This window comes from Streptomyces mobaraensis (assembly GCF_020099395.1).
GTDB lineage: Bacteria > Actinomycetota > Actinomycetes > Streptomycetales > Streptomycetaceae > Streptomyces.
Genome location: NZ_CP083590.1, coordinates 7,204,962 through 7,219,076, shown reverse-complemented (window position 1 = coordinate 7,219,076; position 14,115 = coordinate 7,204,962). Strand labels below are relative to the sequence as shown.

General features: G+C 74.8%; 16 protein-coding genes. 11 read left to right on the top strand and 5 right to left on the bottom strand.

The genetic code is table 11. The features are described 5' to 3' along the window. The first annotated feature begins 27 nt into the window (after nt 1–27). The 5 genes from K7I03_RS31755 (at nt 28) to K7I03_RS31735 (ending at nt 4,344) form a co-directional block, all read left to right on the top strand. Entirely contained in the window at nt 28–1,257 is a 1,230-nt protein-coding gene (locus tag K7I03_RS31755) for an MFS transporter (protein WP_185944756.1), read from the top strand. Nucleotides 1,258–1,333: 76 nt separating this feature from the next. Beyond that, nucleotides 1,334–2,419, top strand: coding sequence for an S-(hydroxymethyl)mycothiol dehydrogenase (locus K7I03_RS31750; RefSeq protein ID WP_185944757.1), 1,086 nt, complete (start codon nt 1,334–1,336; stop codon nt 2,417–2,419). Continuing rightward, the gene (locus K7I03_RS31745) at nt 2,419–3,048 is read left to right on the top strand and encodes an MBL fold metallo-hydrolase (protein WP_185944758.1); all 630 of its coding nucleotides are present in this window, start codon (nt 2,419–2,421) and stop codon (nt 3,046–3,048) included. Before K7I03_RS31750 ends, K7I03_RS31745 begins: the two co-directional genes overlap by 1 nt. A 104-nt stretch (nt 3,049–3,152) precedes the next feature. Continuing rightward, nucleotides 3,153–3,785 carry a pyridoxamine 5'-phosphate oxidase family protein gene (locus K7I03_RS31740; protein WP_185944759.1) on the top strand — a complete coding sequence of 211 codons (633 nt, stop codon included), beginning with the start codon at nt 3,153–3,155 and terminating at the stop codon, nt 3,783–3,785. 106 nt (nt 3,786–3,891) lie between these two features. Further along, on the top strand, nt 3,892–4,344 hold the full coding sequence (locus K7I03_RS31735) for a DNA-binding protein (protein WP_185944760.1): 453 nt from the start codon (nt 3,892–3,894) through the stop codon (nt 4,342–4,344). A 19-nt stretch (nt 4,345–4,363) separates the two neighbouring features. On the opposite strand, the gene K7I03_RS31730 is transcribed toward K7I03_RS31735, so the two are convergent. Together K7I03_RS31730 and K7I03_RS34455 are read right to left on the bottom strand one after the other, a co-directional pair. Continuing rightward, entirely contained in the window at nt 4,364–5,971 is a 1,608-nt protein-coding gene (locus K7I03_RS31730; RefSeq protein WP_185944761.1) for a long-chain-fatty-acid--CoA ligase, read from the bottom strand. A 150-nt stretch (nt 5,972–6,121) separates the two neighbouring features. Next, nucleotides 6,122–6,910, bottom strand: a complete 789-nt coding sequence (locus K7I03_RS34455; protein WP_398858333.1) for a L,D-transpeptidase — start codon at nt 6,908–6,910, stop codon at nt 6,122–6,124. Between the two features lie 131 nt (nt 6,911–7,041). Between K7I03_RS34455 and K7I03_RS31720 the strand changes: the two genes are divergently transcribed. Further along, the gene (locus K7I03_RS31720; RefSeq protein WP_185944763.1) at nt 7,042–8,076 is read left to right on the top strand and encodes a hypothetical protein; all 1,035 of its coding nucleotides are present in this window, start codon (nt 7,042–7,044) and stop codon (nt 8,074–8,076) included. Nucleotides 8,077–8,154: 78 nt separating this feature from the next. Further along, nucleotides 8,155–8,679, top strand: a complete 525-nt coding sequence (locus K7I03_RS31715) for a GNAT family N-acetyltransferase (RefSeq protein ID WP_185944764.1) — start codon at nt 8,155–8,157, stop codon at nt 8,677–8,679. A gap of 14 nt (nt 8,680–8,693) precedes the next feature. Here K7I03_RS31715 and K7I03_RS31710 read toward each other — a convergent pair whose 3' ends face one another. Both K7I03_RS31710 and K7I03_RS31705 read right to left on the bottom strand, forming a co-directional pair. Continuing rightward, on the bottom strand, nt 8,694–9,005 hold the full coding sequence (locus tag K7I03_RS31710) for a hypothetical protein (protein ID WP_185944765.1): 312 nt from the start codon (nt 9,003–9,005) through the stop codon (nt 8,694–8,696). A gap of 129 nt (nt 9,006–9,134) precedes the next feature. After that, nucleotides 9,135–10,886, bottom strand: coding sequence for a pentapeptide repeat-containing protein (locus tag K7I03_RS31705; RefSeq protein ID WP_185944766.1), 1,752 nt, complete (start codon nt 10,884–10,886; stop codon nt 9,135–9,137). Between the two features lie 170 nt (nt 10,887–11,056). Between K7I03_RS31705 and K7I03_RS31700 the strand changes: the two genes are divergently transcribed. From K7I03_RS31700 to K7I03_RS31690, 3 genes are all read left to right on the top strand, one after another. Continuing rightward, nucleotides 11,057–11,626, top strand: coding sequence for a gluconokinase (locus tag K7I03_RS31700; RefSeq protein ID WP_185944767.1), 570 nt, complete (start codon nt 11,057–11,059; stop codon nt 11,624–11,626). A 75-nt stretch (nt 11,627–11,701) separates the two neighbouring features. After that, nucleotides 11,702–12,106 carry a tautomerase family protein gene (locus tag K7I03_RS31695; protein WP_185944768.1) on the top strand — a complete coding sequence of 135 codons (405 nt, stop codon included), beginning with the start codon at nt 11,702–11,704 and terminating at the stop codon, nt 12,104–12,106. Nucleotides 12,107–12,161: 55 nt separating this feature from the next. Next, nucleotides 12,162–12,557 carry an NUDIX hydrolase gene (locus K7I03_RS31690; protein ID WP_185944769.1) on the top strand — a complete coding sequence of 132 codons (396 nt, stop codon included), beginning with the start codon at nt 12,162–12,164 and terminating at the stop codon, nt 12,555–12,557. A 26-nt stretch (nt 12,558–12,583) separates the two neighbouring features. On the opposite strand, the gene K7I03_RS31685 is transcribed toward K7I03_RS31690, so the two are convergent. Continuing rightward, nucleotides 12,584–13,561, bottom strand: coding sequence for a sporulation protein (locus K7I03_RS31685; RefSeq protein WP_185944770.1), 978 nt, complete (start codon nt 13,559–13,561; stop codon nt 12,584–12,586). 98 nt (nt 13,562–13,659) lie between these two features. On the opposite strand from K7I03_RS31685, the gene K7I03_RS31680 reads away from it, so the two are divergent. Beyond that, nucleotides 13,660–14,100, top strand: a complete 441-nt coding sequence (locus K7I03_RS31680; RefSeq protein WP_224347316.1) for a hypothetical protein — start codon at nt 13,660–13,662, stop codon at nt 14,098–14,100. Nucleotides 14,101–14,115: the final 15 nt, after the last annotated feature.

The window sequence follows — 14,115 nt, the reverse complement described above, 5'->3', positions numbered from 1 at the left end:
GCGCGAGGGAGCCGTCACGATCGGGGGGTGCCGAAGAACCGATCCTTCACCTTCCGCGACCGCCCGATCGCGCTGCTGTCCTCGGGCCACGCCTGCGTGGACGTCTACCAGGGGGCCGTCGCCGCCCTGGTCCCGTTCTTCGTCTCGGAACGGGCCTACACCTACGCCGCCGCCTCGGGCGTCGTCCTGGCCTCCTCGCTGCTGTCGTCGGTGGTGCAGCCGCTGTTCGGGGCGCTCACCGACCGGTGGGCCCTGCCGTGGCTGCTGACGGTGAGCACGCTGGTGGCCGGGGTGGGCGTCGCCCTCAGCGGGCTCGGCGGCTCGTACGCGCTGACCCTGGCCGCCGTCGCCGTGTCCGGGATAGGCGTGGCCGCGTACCATCCCGAATCCGCCCGGGTGGCGCGCCGGGCGAGCCGGGGCAGCCATGTGGCGATGGGCTGGTTCTCCCTCGGCGGCAATCTCGGCTTCGCCGCGGCGCCGCTGCTGGTCTCCGCCGTCGTCGCCACCGGCGGCCTGCGGGCGACGCCGCTGCTGGTGGTCCCGGCCGTCGTGGGCGCGGCCCTGTGCGCGGCGGCGCTGCGCATGGTCCGCGCGCCGGGGGACGCGGCGGGCCCGAAGGCCGCGTCCCGCCCGGCCGGACGGGACGACTGGGCGTCGTTCCGCCGGCTCACCGGGGCCATCATGTGCCGTTCGGTGGTCTTCGTCGGCCTGAGCGCGTTCGTCTCGCTGCACATCCGCCAGCGCACCGGCTGGGGGCAACTGGCCGGTACGGCGGCCCTGTTCGTGCTGTACGCCGGTGGCGCGGCGGGCACGGTGGCGGGCGGGAAGCTGGCCGGGCGGTACGGGCGGACGACGATCGTCCGCTGGTCGTACGCCCTGGCGGTGCCGGCGGTCGCGGGCGTCGTCCTCGTCCCCGGCCCGGCGCTCTACCTGTTCGTGGCCCTGACCTCGGCCGCGCTGTACGTCCCGTTCTCCCTGCACGTCACGCTCGGCCAGGACTACCTGCCGCACCGCGTGGGCACCGCGAGCGGCGTCACCCTCGGCCTGGCGGTCAGCGTCGGCGGCGTCGCGAGCCCGCTGATCGGCGCCCTCGCCGACGTCACGTCGCTGCGCGTCGCGCTCGCGCCGCTGATCGCCCTGCCCGCCGTCGGCTGGCTGCTGCTGCGCCCGCTGCGCGAGCCCGACGCGCCGGGGGCGCCCCGCGTGCCCGGCGCGGCGCCGGCGGCCGATGCCCCGAGCGCGCCCCGGGAGGCGTGAGCCGCGTCGTTGGACGCCGGGCGCCGTGGTGCGCGAGAGTGGTCCGAGACGTAATGATCAAGGAAGGGACAGTGCCGTGGCACAGGAAGTCCGGGGCGTGGTGGCGCCGGGGAAGAACCAGCCGGTGCGGGGCGAGACCATCGTGGTGCCGGACCCGGGGCCCGGCGAGGCCGTCGTGAAGGTGCAGGCGTGCGGTGTCTGCCACACCGACCTGCACTACAAGCAGGGCGGAATCAACGACGACTTCCCGTTCCTGCTGGGCCACGAGGCGGCCGGCGTGGTCGAGGCGGTCGGCGAGGGCGTGACCGAGGTGGCGCCCGGCGACTTCGTCGTCCTCAACTGGCGTGCCGTCTGCGGCCAGTGCCGGGCCTGTCTGCGCGGCCGCCCGCAGTACTGCTTCGCCACGCACAACGCCCGGCAGAAGATGACCCTGACCGACGGCACCGAGCTGTCGCCCGCCCTGGGCATCGGCGCGTTCGCCGAGAAGACGCTGGTCGCCGCCGGCCAGTGCACCAAGGTCGACCCCGAGGTCTCCCCCGCCGTCGCCGGGCTGCTCGGCTGCGGCGTGATGGCGGGCATCGGTGCCGCCATCAACACCGGCGGGGTGGGCCGCGGCGACTCGGTGGCCGTCATCGGCTGCGGCGGCGTCGGCGACGCGGCCATCGCCGGCTCGCGGCTCGCGGGCGCGGCCCGGATCATCGCCGTCGACATCGACGACCGCAAGCTGGAGACGGCCCGCCGGATGGGCGCCACCCACACGGTGAACTCGCGCTCCACCGACCCGGTCGAGGCGATCCGCGAGCTGACCGGCGGCTTCGGCGCCGACGTCGTCATCGAGGCGGTCGGCCGCCCGGAGACGTACGAGCAGGCGTTCTACGCCCGCGACCTGGCCGGCACCGTCGTCCTGGTGGGCGTCCCGACCCCGGACATGCGGATCGACCTGCCGCTGCTCGACGTCTTCGGCCGCGGCGGCGCCCTGAAGTCGTCCTGGTACGGCGACTGCCTGCCGTCCCGCGACTTCCCGATGCTCGTCGACCTGCACCTCCAGGGCCGGCTCGACCTGGCGGCGTTCGTCACCGAGACCATCGGCCTGGACGACGTCGAGGCGGCCTTCGACCGGATGCACCAGGGCGACGTGCTGCGCTCGGTGGTGGTGTTCTGATGCCGGCCCGGATCGACCACCTCGTCACCTCCGGCACGTTCTCCCTCGACGGGGGCGCGTGGGAGGTCGACAACAACGTCTGGATCGTGGGCGACGACCACGAGGCGATCGTCATCGACGCGGCGCACGACGCCGACGCCATCGCCCGGGCGCTCGGCGACCGCCGGCTGCTGGCCGTCGTCTGCACCCACGCCCACGACGACCATGTCAACGCGGCCCCGGCGCTGGCCGAGCGCACCGGCGCGCCGGTCCTGCTGCACCCCGCCGACCGGCCCCTGTGGGACCGCACCCACCCGGACCGCGCGCCGGACGGCGAACTGGCGGACGGGCAGGTGCTGCGGGTGGCCGGCACGGAGCTGACCGTGCTGCACACGCCGGGGCACGCGCCGGGCGCGGTCTGCCTCCACGCCCCGGAGCTGGGCACGGTGTTCACCGGGGACACCCTGTTCCAGGGCGGCCCCGGCGCCACCGGGCGGTCGTTCTCCGACTTCCCGACCATCGTCGCGTCGATCCGCGACCGGCTGCTGACCCTCGACGCCGCGACAGTCGTCCGGACGGGCCACGGCGACGCGACGACGATCGGCGCGGAGGCGCCGCACCTGGAGGAGTGGATCGCCCGCGGCCACTGAGCCACGCGGGCCTTCGGGCGCGCCGGCCGGCCGGTGACCGGACCGGCCGGCGCGCCTAGGATCGACAGCGTCACGGAGCACACCGCACGGCGGGGGGAACCACCATGGACATGACGGACCTGGTCGAGATCACCGAGCCCGGCGAACTGACGGAGCTCCTCGGGGAACCCGTCCCGCGCGTCCGCGACAAGACCCGGACCCGGCTGGGCGAGTTGGACCGGCGATGGCTGGAGCGCTCGCCGTTCTGCCTGGTGGCGACCTCGGACGCGGACGGCACCTGCGACGTCTCCCCCAAGGGCGACCCGGCCGGCGGCCTGGCGCTCGTCCTGGACGACACCACCCTCGCCCTCGCCGAACGCCCCGGCAACCGGCGGGCGGACGGCTTCCACAACATCCTCTCCAACCCCCACGTCGGCCTGGTCTTCCTGGTGCCCGGCCGCGGTGACACGCTGCGCGTCAACGGCCGGGCCCGGCTGGTGCGCGAGGCGCCGTTCCTCGACCGCATGACCGTCAAGGGCCACCGCCCGCTCCTCGCCCTGCTGGTCGAGGTCGAGGAGGTCTTCTACCACTGCTCGAAGGCGTTCCTCCGCTCCGAGCTCTGGAAGCCGGAGACCTGGCGGCCGGACGAGGTGCCGTCCCGGGCGCGCATCGCCAAGATCCTGGAACGGCCCGAGGACTCCATGGAGGAGTTGGAGGCCTACTACGGGCCGCGGTACGCCGAGCACCTCTACGGCTGAGGCGGAGGCCGCGGCGGTCGCGGGACGCGGCACACGACATCGAGCAAACAGATTGTTCACAACGTTCCCTTGACACTCTGTCATGCGCGACGTCATGCTGCCGCTCATGCCCTCGACACACGACGCGCCCGAGACCCCCGACCCCTTCTCTCCCCCGGACCCCGACCGGGCGCGGGCGCTGCGCGTCCACGCCTCGCTGTTCCGGATCGCCGAGCGGCACGCGGACACGGACGCGCGCCGCCGCCGGCAGGCCCACCCCTCGGTCATCGGCCCGCACGAGGCCGTCCGGCTGGTGTCCTTCCTGCTCAGCGGGATCGCGCGGCTGGAGGAGGGCGAACCGGAGGTGGACCGCGCCGACATCACCGCCGCCCTCAGCCTTGTACCGCTGATGCGAGGGGAGATGGACGAGCTGGAGGCCGGGCTCCTCGCGATGGCCCGGGGGCGCGGCATGACCTGGCCCGAGATCGCCTTCGGGCTCGGGCTCGGCACTCCGCAGGCCGCCCGGCAGCGCTACGAACGGCTGGCCGACCGCACGGCGGCGGACGAGCAACAGCCGTAGGACCAAAGGCCGGTGGCCGTCAGCCGACGGACGCGGCGTCCGGCCGCGCGGCCGCGGCCCGCAGCGCCTTCTTGTCGATCTTGCCGGTGGCGTTGCGGGGCAGGGCCGCCACCACCTCCACCGACGTGGGGCACTTGAACCCGGCGAGCCGCTCGCGGCAGAACGCCCTCAGCTCCGCCGGATCGACCGGCATCCCGTCGGCCGCCACCAGGACGGCCCGCACCGCCTCGCCCCACTTCTCGTCGGGCACCCCGACCACGGCCGCCTCGGCGACGGCGGGGTGCTCCGCCAGCACCCGTTCGACCTCGGCGGGGCAGACGTTCTCGCCGCCGGTGATGATCAGGTCCTTGAGCCGGTCCTCGACGAAGACGTAGCCGTCCTCGTCGATCCGGGCCAGGTCCCCGGTGCGCAGCCAGCCGTCGTCGGTGACGGTCTCCGCCGTCGCGGCGGGGTTGCCGAGGTAGCCCTTCATCCGCCCGGGGGACCGGATCCACAGTTCGCCCCGGTGGCCCGGCGGCAGTTCGGCGCGGGTGGCCGGATCGACGACGCGGCCCTCGACGCCCGGCATCGGACGGCCGGCGGAGACGAGGCGGTGGGCCCGGCCGGGGTCGCGGTGGGCCTCGGGGGCCAGGGCCGTGGCGGCGCCGGAGAGTTCGGTCATGCCGTAGAGCTGGAGGAACCGGACCTCGGGAAACAGCGCCAGCGCCCGGCGCAGCACCGGAAGCGGCATGGGCGAGGCGCCGTAGAGGCAGTACCGCAGCCCGGCGAAGGCGGCGACCGCGTCCGGGCCGCCGGACAGGATGCCGGGCAGCAGCGCCGGCACCAGCAGCAGGTGGGTGGCGCCGTCGGCGACGGCGCGGCAGATCGTCTCGGGGCCGGCTTCGCGCAGGACGACGGTGGCGGCCCCGGCGAGCAGTGCGGTGACGGCGTAGCAGACGCCGCCGACGTGGAAGAACGGGAGGACGGCGAGGCTGCGGTCGGCCGGGCCCATGGGGAGGACGGCGAGCAGCGAGGCGCTCTGCTCCAGGATGCTCCGGTGGGTCAGTTCGGCGCCCTTGGGGGTTCCGGTGGTGCCGGAGGTGTAGAGGATGACGCAGGTGTCGTCGGGGTCGAGGTCGTCGCGGGCGGCGAGCGGTGCGGCGCGTTCCAGCAGCGAGGCGTAGGTCTCGGCGTCGTCACCCGGTTCGGCGCCGTCGCCCGGTTCGGCTTCGTCGCCGGTGACGACGAGGCGGGGCGGGGCGTCCAGCGCGCCGAGGGCCGCCCGTACGGTGTCCAGCGCCTCCGCGTCGGCGAACAGGACCGTGGCGCCCGAGTCGGCGATGACGTGGGCGAGTTCGGGCGGGGCGAGGCGCCAGTTGAGGATGGCGGTGGCCGCGCCGGCGCCGGCGGCGGCGAGGACGGTCTCCAAACAGGCGAGGCTGTTCCGGCCGACGACGGCGACCCGGCTCCCCCGGGCGGCGCCGGCGGCGTGGAGGGCGCCGCGCAGCAGGTCGGCGCGGGAGCGGAGGGCGCTCCAGGTGAGGCGGTGGCCGCCACAGACGAGCGCTTCGGCGTCGGGCGTGCGGGCCGCCCAGTGGGCGGGCAACTCGTGCAGCAGGCGCGGGCGTTGTGCGAGCGGTGTGGGCATCCGTTCCCCCCGGTCGGCGCTCCGGGCAGCGTACCCGCGCACCGGTCGGTCCGCTACCGGCGGACCGGAGGCGAGGGCACCGGCGGGCCCAGGGGGGAGCGCGCCGGCGGGCCGGGCCTCGAAGGCCCGGCCCGCCGGCGCGCGGCCCGGTCAGGTGCCGGGCTTGCGGCCGTACACGAAGACGTCGTCGCCCTTGTGCAGCAGGTTCCAGTACGCCTGGGCGTCCTTCATCCGCATGTTGACGCAGCCGTGGGAGCCGGGCGGCGAGTAGACGCTGCCGCCGATGGCGTGGAACGCCTGGCCCCCGTCGAAGAACTGGCTGTACGGCATGCTCACGTCGTACAGCGACGAACGGTGGTTCTTGTCGCGCCAGTAGACCTTCTTGAGGCCGGTGCGCGTGGCGAAGCCCTTTCTGCCCGAGCGTATGTGGACCGGGCCGTACTTGATCTTCTTGCCGTCCTGTATCCAGCTCACCTGGCGGGTGAGGTCGACACAGGCGATGCGGCCCTTGTCCGTCGGGCAGGAGACCTTGGCGGGCGCCTTGGCCGGGGCCTTGGCGGGGGCCGCCTCGGCGGTCCCGCCGGCCGTCACGGCCAGGGGGACGGCCAGTCCGGCGGCGCCCAGGACGACGCCCAGCCGGGTCCGCAGAGGGGTGCGTTTCATTGTCATGAACGGTAAGACCATCGAAATCCCCACTTGGTTGCATACCGCACCCGCCGCTTCGGACGCCGCTTCCGGCGGAATCCGATCTTCCTCAGGATCCCGGTCGACCAGCCGCCCACCTGGGGTTAGGCTCGTCCGGGCGACGGGGCGAACTCCCTTGTGCGCCACGGCTCTTGTCGCGGCACCCGCCTCACGCTCCGTCTGCCCCCGTCGGCCCCGCCGACTCCTCGGACCCGAGAACAGCGGCCCGCCGACCCGTCCCCCGTTCCCCAGCACCAGGACCTCCTTGTGATCCTCCCCCCACCCGCCGCCGGCCCGCCGGCCGTCCGCTCCGCCCGCGTCCGCGCCCGGACCACCGCCCACCGCCCGCCCGCCACCCGGCCGGCCCTGCACGACGGGGTGGGCTGATGGCCAGGGAGACGACGGCCCCCGCCGGCGGCGGTTTCCGCCCGGTCCACCATCCGGCCGGGCTCGACGACGCCCTGCGGATCGCGGTCGAGGAGGTGTGGGCGGGCCGCTGGATGGCCATGCGGGACCTGCTGGAGCGCACCGGCGCCGACTGGGCGCTGCGCACGGCCCGCACCCAGGTCCTCGGCGCGGTGGCCGCCGGTTCGACGATCGTCGAGGCGTGGGCGGCGGAGGAGGGCCACAGCGTGGACGCCCGGGTGATGTGGGCCCGGGTGGTGGTGCAGCGGGCACAGCGCGCGCACCGGCAGCGGCACCCGGAGGCCGTCCACCTGGAGCACCAGGCCCGGGAGGCGTGCCGGCTGGCGGTCGAGGCCGCGCCCGGCGACCCGGTGCCGTGGATCTGCCTGCTGACGCTGGCCTCGCTGGACGAGCGCCAGGAGCGGCCCGAACACCAGCTCCAGCCCTGGGAGATCATGCTGCCGCCGGGCCCGTGGGGGCTGCTCTCCCGGATCTGGGAGCGCGACCAGTGCAACCGCGAGGCGTTCCACCGGATGCTGCAGTTCTTCCAGGCGTGCACGACGGGCGCGGCGGCCTCGGTGTCGGCGGTCGACTTCGCCCGCTGGGTGGCGTCGTGGGCGCCGGCCGGCTCGGCGCTGCTGGCGCTGCCGCTGTTCGCCTACGCCGATCTGCACCGGCGGCAGGCCGCCGACCCGCGGGGCCAGGGCCGGTCGGACGCGCTGCTGCGCTCGCAGTGGTCGGTGGACCCGATCCGTTCCGAGACGCTGCGGGCGTACCGGGGCTGGTTCGCCACCCGGGGCCACGGCGGGCCGGCGCCGCTGTCCGTGGCCGATCTGTCGCACCTGGCCTTCGCGATGTGGTCGGCCCGGCACTACGCGGAGGCGGCGGAGGTGTTCGCGGCCATGGGCGCCCACACCGCCGTCCAGCCGTGGGCGTCGTTCACCGCCGACCCGAGCCGGCCGGACCTGGCGACCGAGGAGTTCCTGCGGGCGCGGCGGCACTGCATGGGCGCGTGACGGGTGGACACGGCCGGCGCGGCCCGGGAGTGACCCGGATCACGGCCGGGCGGCCGGGAGTTGTGCGATGTTGCCCGGATGAGCGCTTCCGCGGATCCGTCCGGACCGGTCACCGTCCGGCTCACCGACTACTCCGTCACCGAGATCTTCGGTGACACCCCCGACCCGTTCGGCGTCGGAGCCGTGGGGATGACCTGGCGGCCCAAGGACGAGCACTTCGGCGTCCGCTGGGACGGCCGCCTGGTGGCCCACGCGGGGCTGGTGGACCTGCCGTTGACGGCCGGCGGCGTCCGGATGGACGTGGCGGGGCTCGGCGGGGTCGCCGTGGCGCCCGGGATGCGGGGCCGCGGCCTCGCACGGCGGGTCGTCTCCGCCGCGATGGACGACGCCCGGTCCCGGGGCTTCTCCTTCGGCCTGCTCTTCTGCCTGCCGGACCGGGTCGGCCTGTACGAGCGGCTCGGCTGGCATCCGGTGGCGGACGAGGTGGAGGTGGAGCAGCCCGACGGCCCGCGCGTCATGCCGCTGCGGACCCTGTGGACCGGGCTGCGGGCGGGGGCCGCATGGCCCCCGGGGCCGGTACGGCTGCACTCGCTGCCGATGTGACGGGGCGTCGGCGTTCAGTGTCCCCCGAAGCGGACGCTGGAGAACGCCGCGTCGCGCCGCTGCCCCGGGGCCACGCGCACGGCCGTGCCCGAGCACTTCTTGCCGCTGTAGATCGTGGCCGGGGAGTCCGTCCCGTTGTGGGCGCCGTGCGCTTCCTGGCTCATGGTGAAACAGCGGTTGTCCGGCGGGTTCTCCACGAAGAACGGCTTGTTCTTGGGACCGAGGAAGCCGAACGGGCCCTTCGCGGCCACCGCCGCGTCCACGGGTCCCGCCATGGCCAGCGCGAGCCCGGCGAGTACGACGACGATCGGACGGAAGAGACGCATCTGCGGTCCTTTTCCCGATGAGGGGCGATGAGCCCGGAATGAGTTCATCGCCCTCAACGACGCCGCCCCCGCGCACGACACGTGCGGTGTCAACTCCCCGCCGGGGGCGGACGCCCGCCCGGGTGCCGTTCACCGCCGCACCCGGTTGCGGACGGCGACCGCGGCGACGCCCAGCAGGACGGGCGCGACCAGCCGGAACGCCCCGTCCGCGCAGGTGCCGGCGAGGGTGAGTTCCGGGGTGCCGGAGCGGAGGCCGACGGCGCTCAGGACCGTCCGTACGGAGGTCTCCAGCCGGCCGCCGGCCGTCCCCCGCTCCGGTTGCGCCCGGGCCGGGGACGCGGCCGGTGCGGGCCGGTGCGGCTCCGGCGGCAGGCCCCACAGGGCCACCGCCGCGACGGTGGCCAGGGTCGCGGCCAGCAGCCACAGCAGGGTGCGGCCGACGCGCAGCGCGTAGCCGGAGACCGCCCAGTAGAGGAGGAGCAGGGTGCGCCGGCCGTCCGTCCGTTCGCCGCTGTGGCGGCGCATCTCCATCTCGCCGTAGTGGAAGTCGCCGGCGCCGGGGTGGTTCCTGCCGTTCTCCAGCGAGGTGCGCAGTTGCCGGTAGGTGGAGGCGAGCGCCGCCGGCGGGCGGACCTCGACGCCCTCCGGGGCGGGCGTCCAGCCGCGGGAGCCGCGGGCCGCGCGCCAGTAGTGCTCCTCGGCCAGGACCTGGCGCGGGGCCCACCGCCGGACGGGCAGGAAGGGCACGCGGAGGCCGGGGGTGCGGGCGAAGACGCAGCATCCCTCCAGGCCGAGCCGGTCGAGGTGGAGCGCGCCGCTGAACAGGCAGGAGGAGAGGTCGAGGTCGTTGAGGGCGAGGTTGCCCGCGTCGGAGCCACTGAGCGAGCGGACGCGGACGCCCGGATCGCCGGACGCGACCACCTCTTCGAACGGCCGGCAGCCGGCCGCCCCGGACAGGAACGGCCGGGGGTGCGCGGTGACGCTCAACGACCGTTCGGCGATGACGTCGACGAGGTCCACCGTGGCGTACCGCAGCCGCAGCGCGGCGCCGGAGGCCCAGGAGGACTTGCGGCAGTCGACGGACCCGGCGGCGGCCTCCAGGGTGGTGGTGCCGAGGAACCGCGTCCAGGAGAGGTCGAGGGTGCCCCGGCAGGCCAGCGGCCCCAGGGCGGGGGCGGTCCGGAAGGTGGCGCCGCGGAAGGTGGCGCCGGCGTGGAAGACGGTCGCGCCGAAGTAGCAGTCGCCGTGGAAGTCGGCCTCACGGAAGCAGACTTCGCCGGCGAGGCGGGCCGCGCTGAAGTGGGCGCTGTCCTGGAACGCGGCCCGGGCGAAGCCGGCGCCCGCCGGGAACCGCGCCCGGCTGAACCCCGCGTCGCGGCGGAAGCACGCCTCCCCGAACCCGGCGTGCCCCGCGAACCGCGCGTCGTGGAACCACGCGTGGTCAAGGAACGACACCTTCCGGAACGACGTCTCGTCGCCGAAGGCGGTGTCGTTGAAGTCCGCGCGGCCGAGGAACGTGGCGCCGTCGAAGCAGGCCCCGTCGGGGAACGCCGCCCCGGTGAAGCGCGCCTCCGCGAGGAAGAGGGCCTCCTCGAACGCCGCGTGACCGACGACGGCGCGGCCGGGACCCTCGTCGTACAGGGCGGCGAGGAGCGCGTCGAGCAGGTCGTCGGTGAAGGCGGTGCCGCGGTGGTCGACGCGGGCGCCGGGGCGCAGCCCGGCGAGGTACACCGCCCGGCCGGGCCCGTCCAGGTGGGCGAGGCAGGCGCGGGGCCCGCCGCCGGGCCGCGGCACCGCGCGCCCGCGGCAGCCGACGGGGTCGTCCGGCCCGGCTCCGCGTCCGCAGCGCGGCCAGACCGGCGGCCGGGGTGCGCGTGTCATGCCGGGCGGGACGCGGCGGCCGGGCGGGCCGGTTCCCGGTGGCGGACCGTGGGCATACACACCCCCACCTTCCGAAACCACCCGAAAACAAAGCTGCTTAAAAGCAAAAAGAGACGTATAAAGACGAATAGCGCCGAAGCGGAACGATCCCACCGACCTAACGTCCCGCCATGACGCACCCTCCTGCCTCTCCCTCCCGTCCGTCCTTCGCCCGCCCCCTGCCGCTCGTCGTGGTCATGGGCGTCTCCGGGGCGGGCAAGACGACGGTCGGCCGGCTGGTCGCGGACCGCCTCGGCGCCCCCTTCGCCGACGCGGACGCCTTCCACCCGGCGTCCAACAAAGCCCTGATGGCGGCCGGCATCCCGCTCGGCGACACCGAACGCGCCCCCTGGCTCGCCGCCATCGCGGACTGGCTGACCGCCCACGCCGCCGGAGGCGGGGTCGTCACCTGCTCCGCGCTCAAACGCCGCTACCGGGACGCCCTGGCCAGGACGGCCCGGCGCGCCCTCTTCGTCCACCTGGACGGCCCGGCGGAGGTCATCGCCGACCGGCTCGCCCACCGCACCGGCCACTTCATGCCGGCCTGCATGCTGGGTTCGCAACTGGCCGACCTGGAACCCCTCGCACCGGACGAACACGGCGTCCGCGTCCCCGTCGGCCACCCCGCGCGGCAGGTCGCCGACCTGGCCCTCGCCCGCCTGCCCTGCCCGCACGGCACCGGGGCCGCCTGTCCGCGCTGACGCCCCGCCACTCTTCTGTACCTACTGGTATGTACACTCAACGCGCAGGAACGTCCCCGGCAAGAGGAGCCCGCCATGCCCCTGGTCCGCATCGACACCCTGGGAGCCGGCCGCGACCGGCTGGACGCGCTCGGGCGCGCCGTCCACGAAGCCCTCCAGGAGACCCTCGGCATCCCGGCCGACGACCACTTCCAGATCCTCACCGATCACGACGGCACCACCGGCACCCTCCGCTACGGCGGTTACCTCGGCGTGGACCGGGACGAGGGCATCGCGTACATCGCGATCACGATGCGCGCGGGCCGCTCCCCCGACCGGAAGCGGGCCCTGTACCGGCGCATCGCCGAACTCGCGCACGCCTACGCCGGCACCGAACCGCGGAACGTCTTCGTCACCGTCACCGAGAACGCGTCGGCCGACTGGTCGCTGGGGCACGGGGAGGCGCAGTACGCCCCCAATCCCGGCCCTGTGGTTGCATGACTCCTTCCGCGCGGCACGCCGGCCGCCAGGGAGGACCGGAGAAGGAGCGGAACCCGTGCTGATCGACACGGTGGCCTGGGTGCGGGTCGAGGACGGACGCGTCCTCTGCGCGAGGCCGAAGGGGAAGGACGTGTTCTATGTGCCCGGCGGGAAGCGGGAGGGCGCGGAGAGCGACCTGGAGACCCTGCTGCGCGAGGTCGAGGAGGAGCTGACGGTCCTCCTCGACCCCGGGACGGTCACCCACGTCGGCACCTACGAGGCGCCGGTACCGGAGCTGCCGGACGGCACGGTGGTCCGGATGAGCTGCTACACGGGCGAGTACGGCGGGACGCTGACGGCCAGTGCGGAGATCGAGGAGGTGGCCTGGTTCTCGTACGCGGACCGCCCGCTCGTCCCGCCGGTCGACCGGCTGCTGTTCGACGACCTCAGGGCGGCGGGCCTGCTGCGCTGACGCGGTACGGGAGCCGCCGCGCCGTCCTAGTCCTCGTCCCCGCCCTCGTCCTCGAAGAAGTCGCCGATCTCGTCGACGACTTCGGCCGCCACCAGCCCGCCGACCACACCGGCCGCGAGGCCCGCCGCACCGGCGGCGACGACGGTGCCCATGCCGGGCCCGGACCGGTGGCCGCCGTCGTGGAGCCGGCCCTCGCGGTGGATCCCGTGGTGCGCCTCCTGGTGCGCCTGCCGGGCGCCGTGGTGCTCGACCAGCCGCCGCACCCAGGACTCGACCTCCGCCGTCCAGTCGCGTCCCGCCGTGTCGTGGCCGATGTGGAAGCGGGTGACGACGTCGTGCCCGCCGGAGAGGAAGCCGCCGCGCTTGTCGGCCTCCAGCACGACCTCCATGCCGTCGGGCGCGGCCAGGAAGGTCACCTCGATCTCGTGGACGGCGTACGCGTACTGCGGGGCCGGGGCGAACTCGATCTCCTGGTAGAAGGGCAGCCGCTGACCGCTGCCACGGATGTGGCCGAGCTCCAGGTCGGCGGAGCGCAGACCGAAGCCGAGCCGGCCGAACGCGTCCAGGACCGCCTCCTGCGCGGGCAGCGGGCGGACGGTCAGCGGGTCGAGGTCGCCCTTGTCCCGCGCGCCCGCGACGGCCAGTTCGGTGCGGACGCCCAGGACCGTGCCCAGCGGCCGCCCGTACAGCTCGGTCACCGGCGTCTCCCACGGCACCGGCACCGCGAACGGGACGTCGCGCTCCTCGCCGGCCGCGAGCCGGAAGCCGCCGGCGACCGTGTGCCGGTCGAAGACGACCGTGCCGTGGTGCTCCTCGTCGCCGCGCTCGGCCTCGACGCTGGCCTCGAACTCCAGCGTGACGTGCTCGACGTCGAAGTCCGCCTTGCCGCCGCGCAGCCGGACGTGACCGGTCAGGGTGCCGCCGGGCGGCACCGGGCCGTCCAGGACCGTGTCGACCGTGGGGCCGCCCACGCCGAGCGAACCGAGCAGCTTCCTGAACACCATCGCGGCGTCCCCTACCTTCTTTTCCCGCTGTGCTTCCGTACCGTGTACGGCACCACCTTGCCCTGTCCGGGCGGCCCCGCGGAAATTCCCCTGATCAGATGACCTTCCCCGGGAAGGGCCCACGTCCCCGCCCGCCGGCCGCTCTACTGGCCGCCGACGACCGCGCCACCCGGGCGCGGCACTCGGAGACGGGGAAGACATTGGGCATCAGGAAGAAGACCGGGACCGTGCTCGCCGCCCTCGCCCTCGGCCTGGTGGCGGCGGCGCCCGCGCAGGCGGGGGTCGACGGGCACTGTGGCAAGTACCTGTGTGTGATGACGGCCCATCACAACCGGTTCGTGCAGGACATCACCGTGGAGACGAAGGACGGCCTGCCCGGCACCCTCCGCGCCTACTGGGGCGACTACCACTCGCCGAAGGTGCACGCCGCCTCCCACCGCTGGACCGTGGGCAAGGAGCAGAAGGGCGCCAAGCTGGTCTGCGGCGGGCTGGAGCGCGACGGCCGGACCATCGAGGACGGCGTCTGCGTCACCATCTGACGGCCGGGCCCCCCG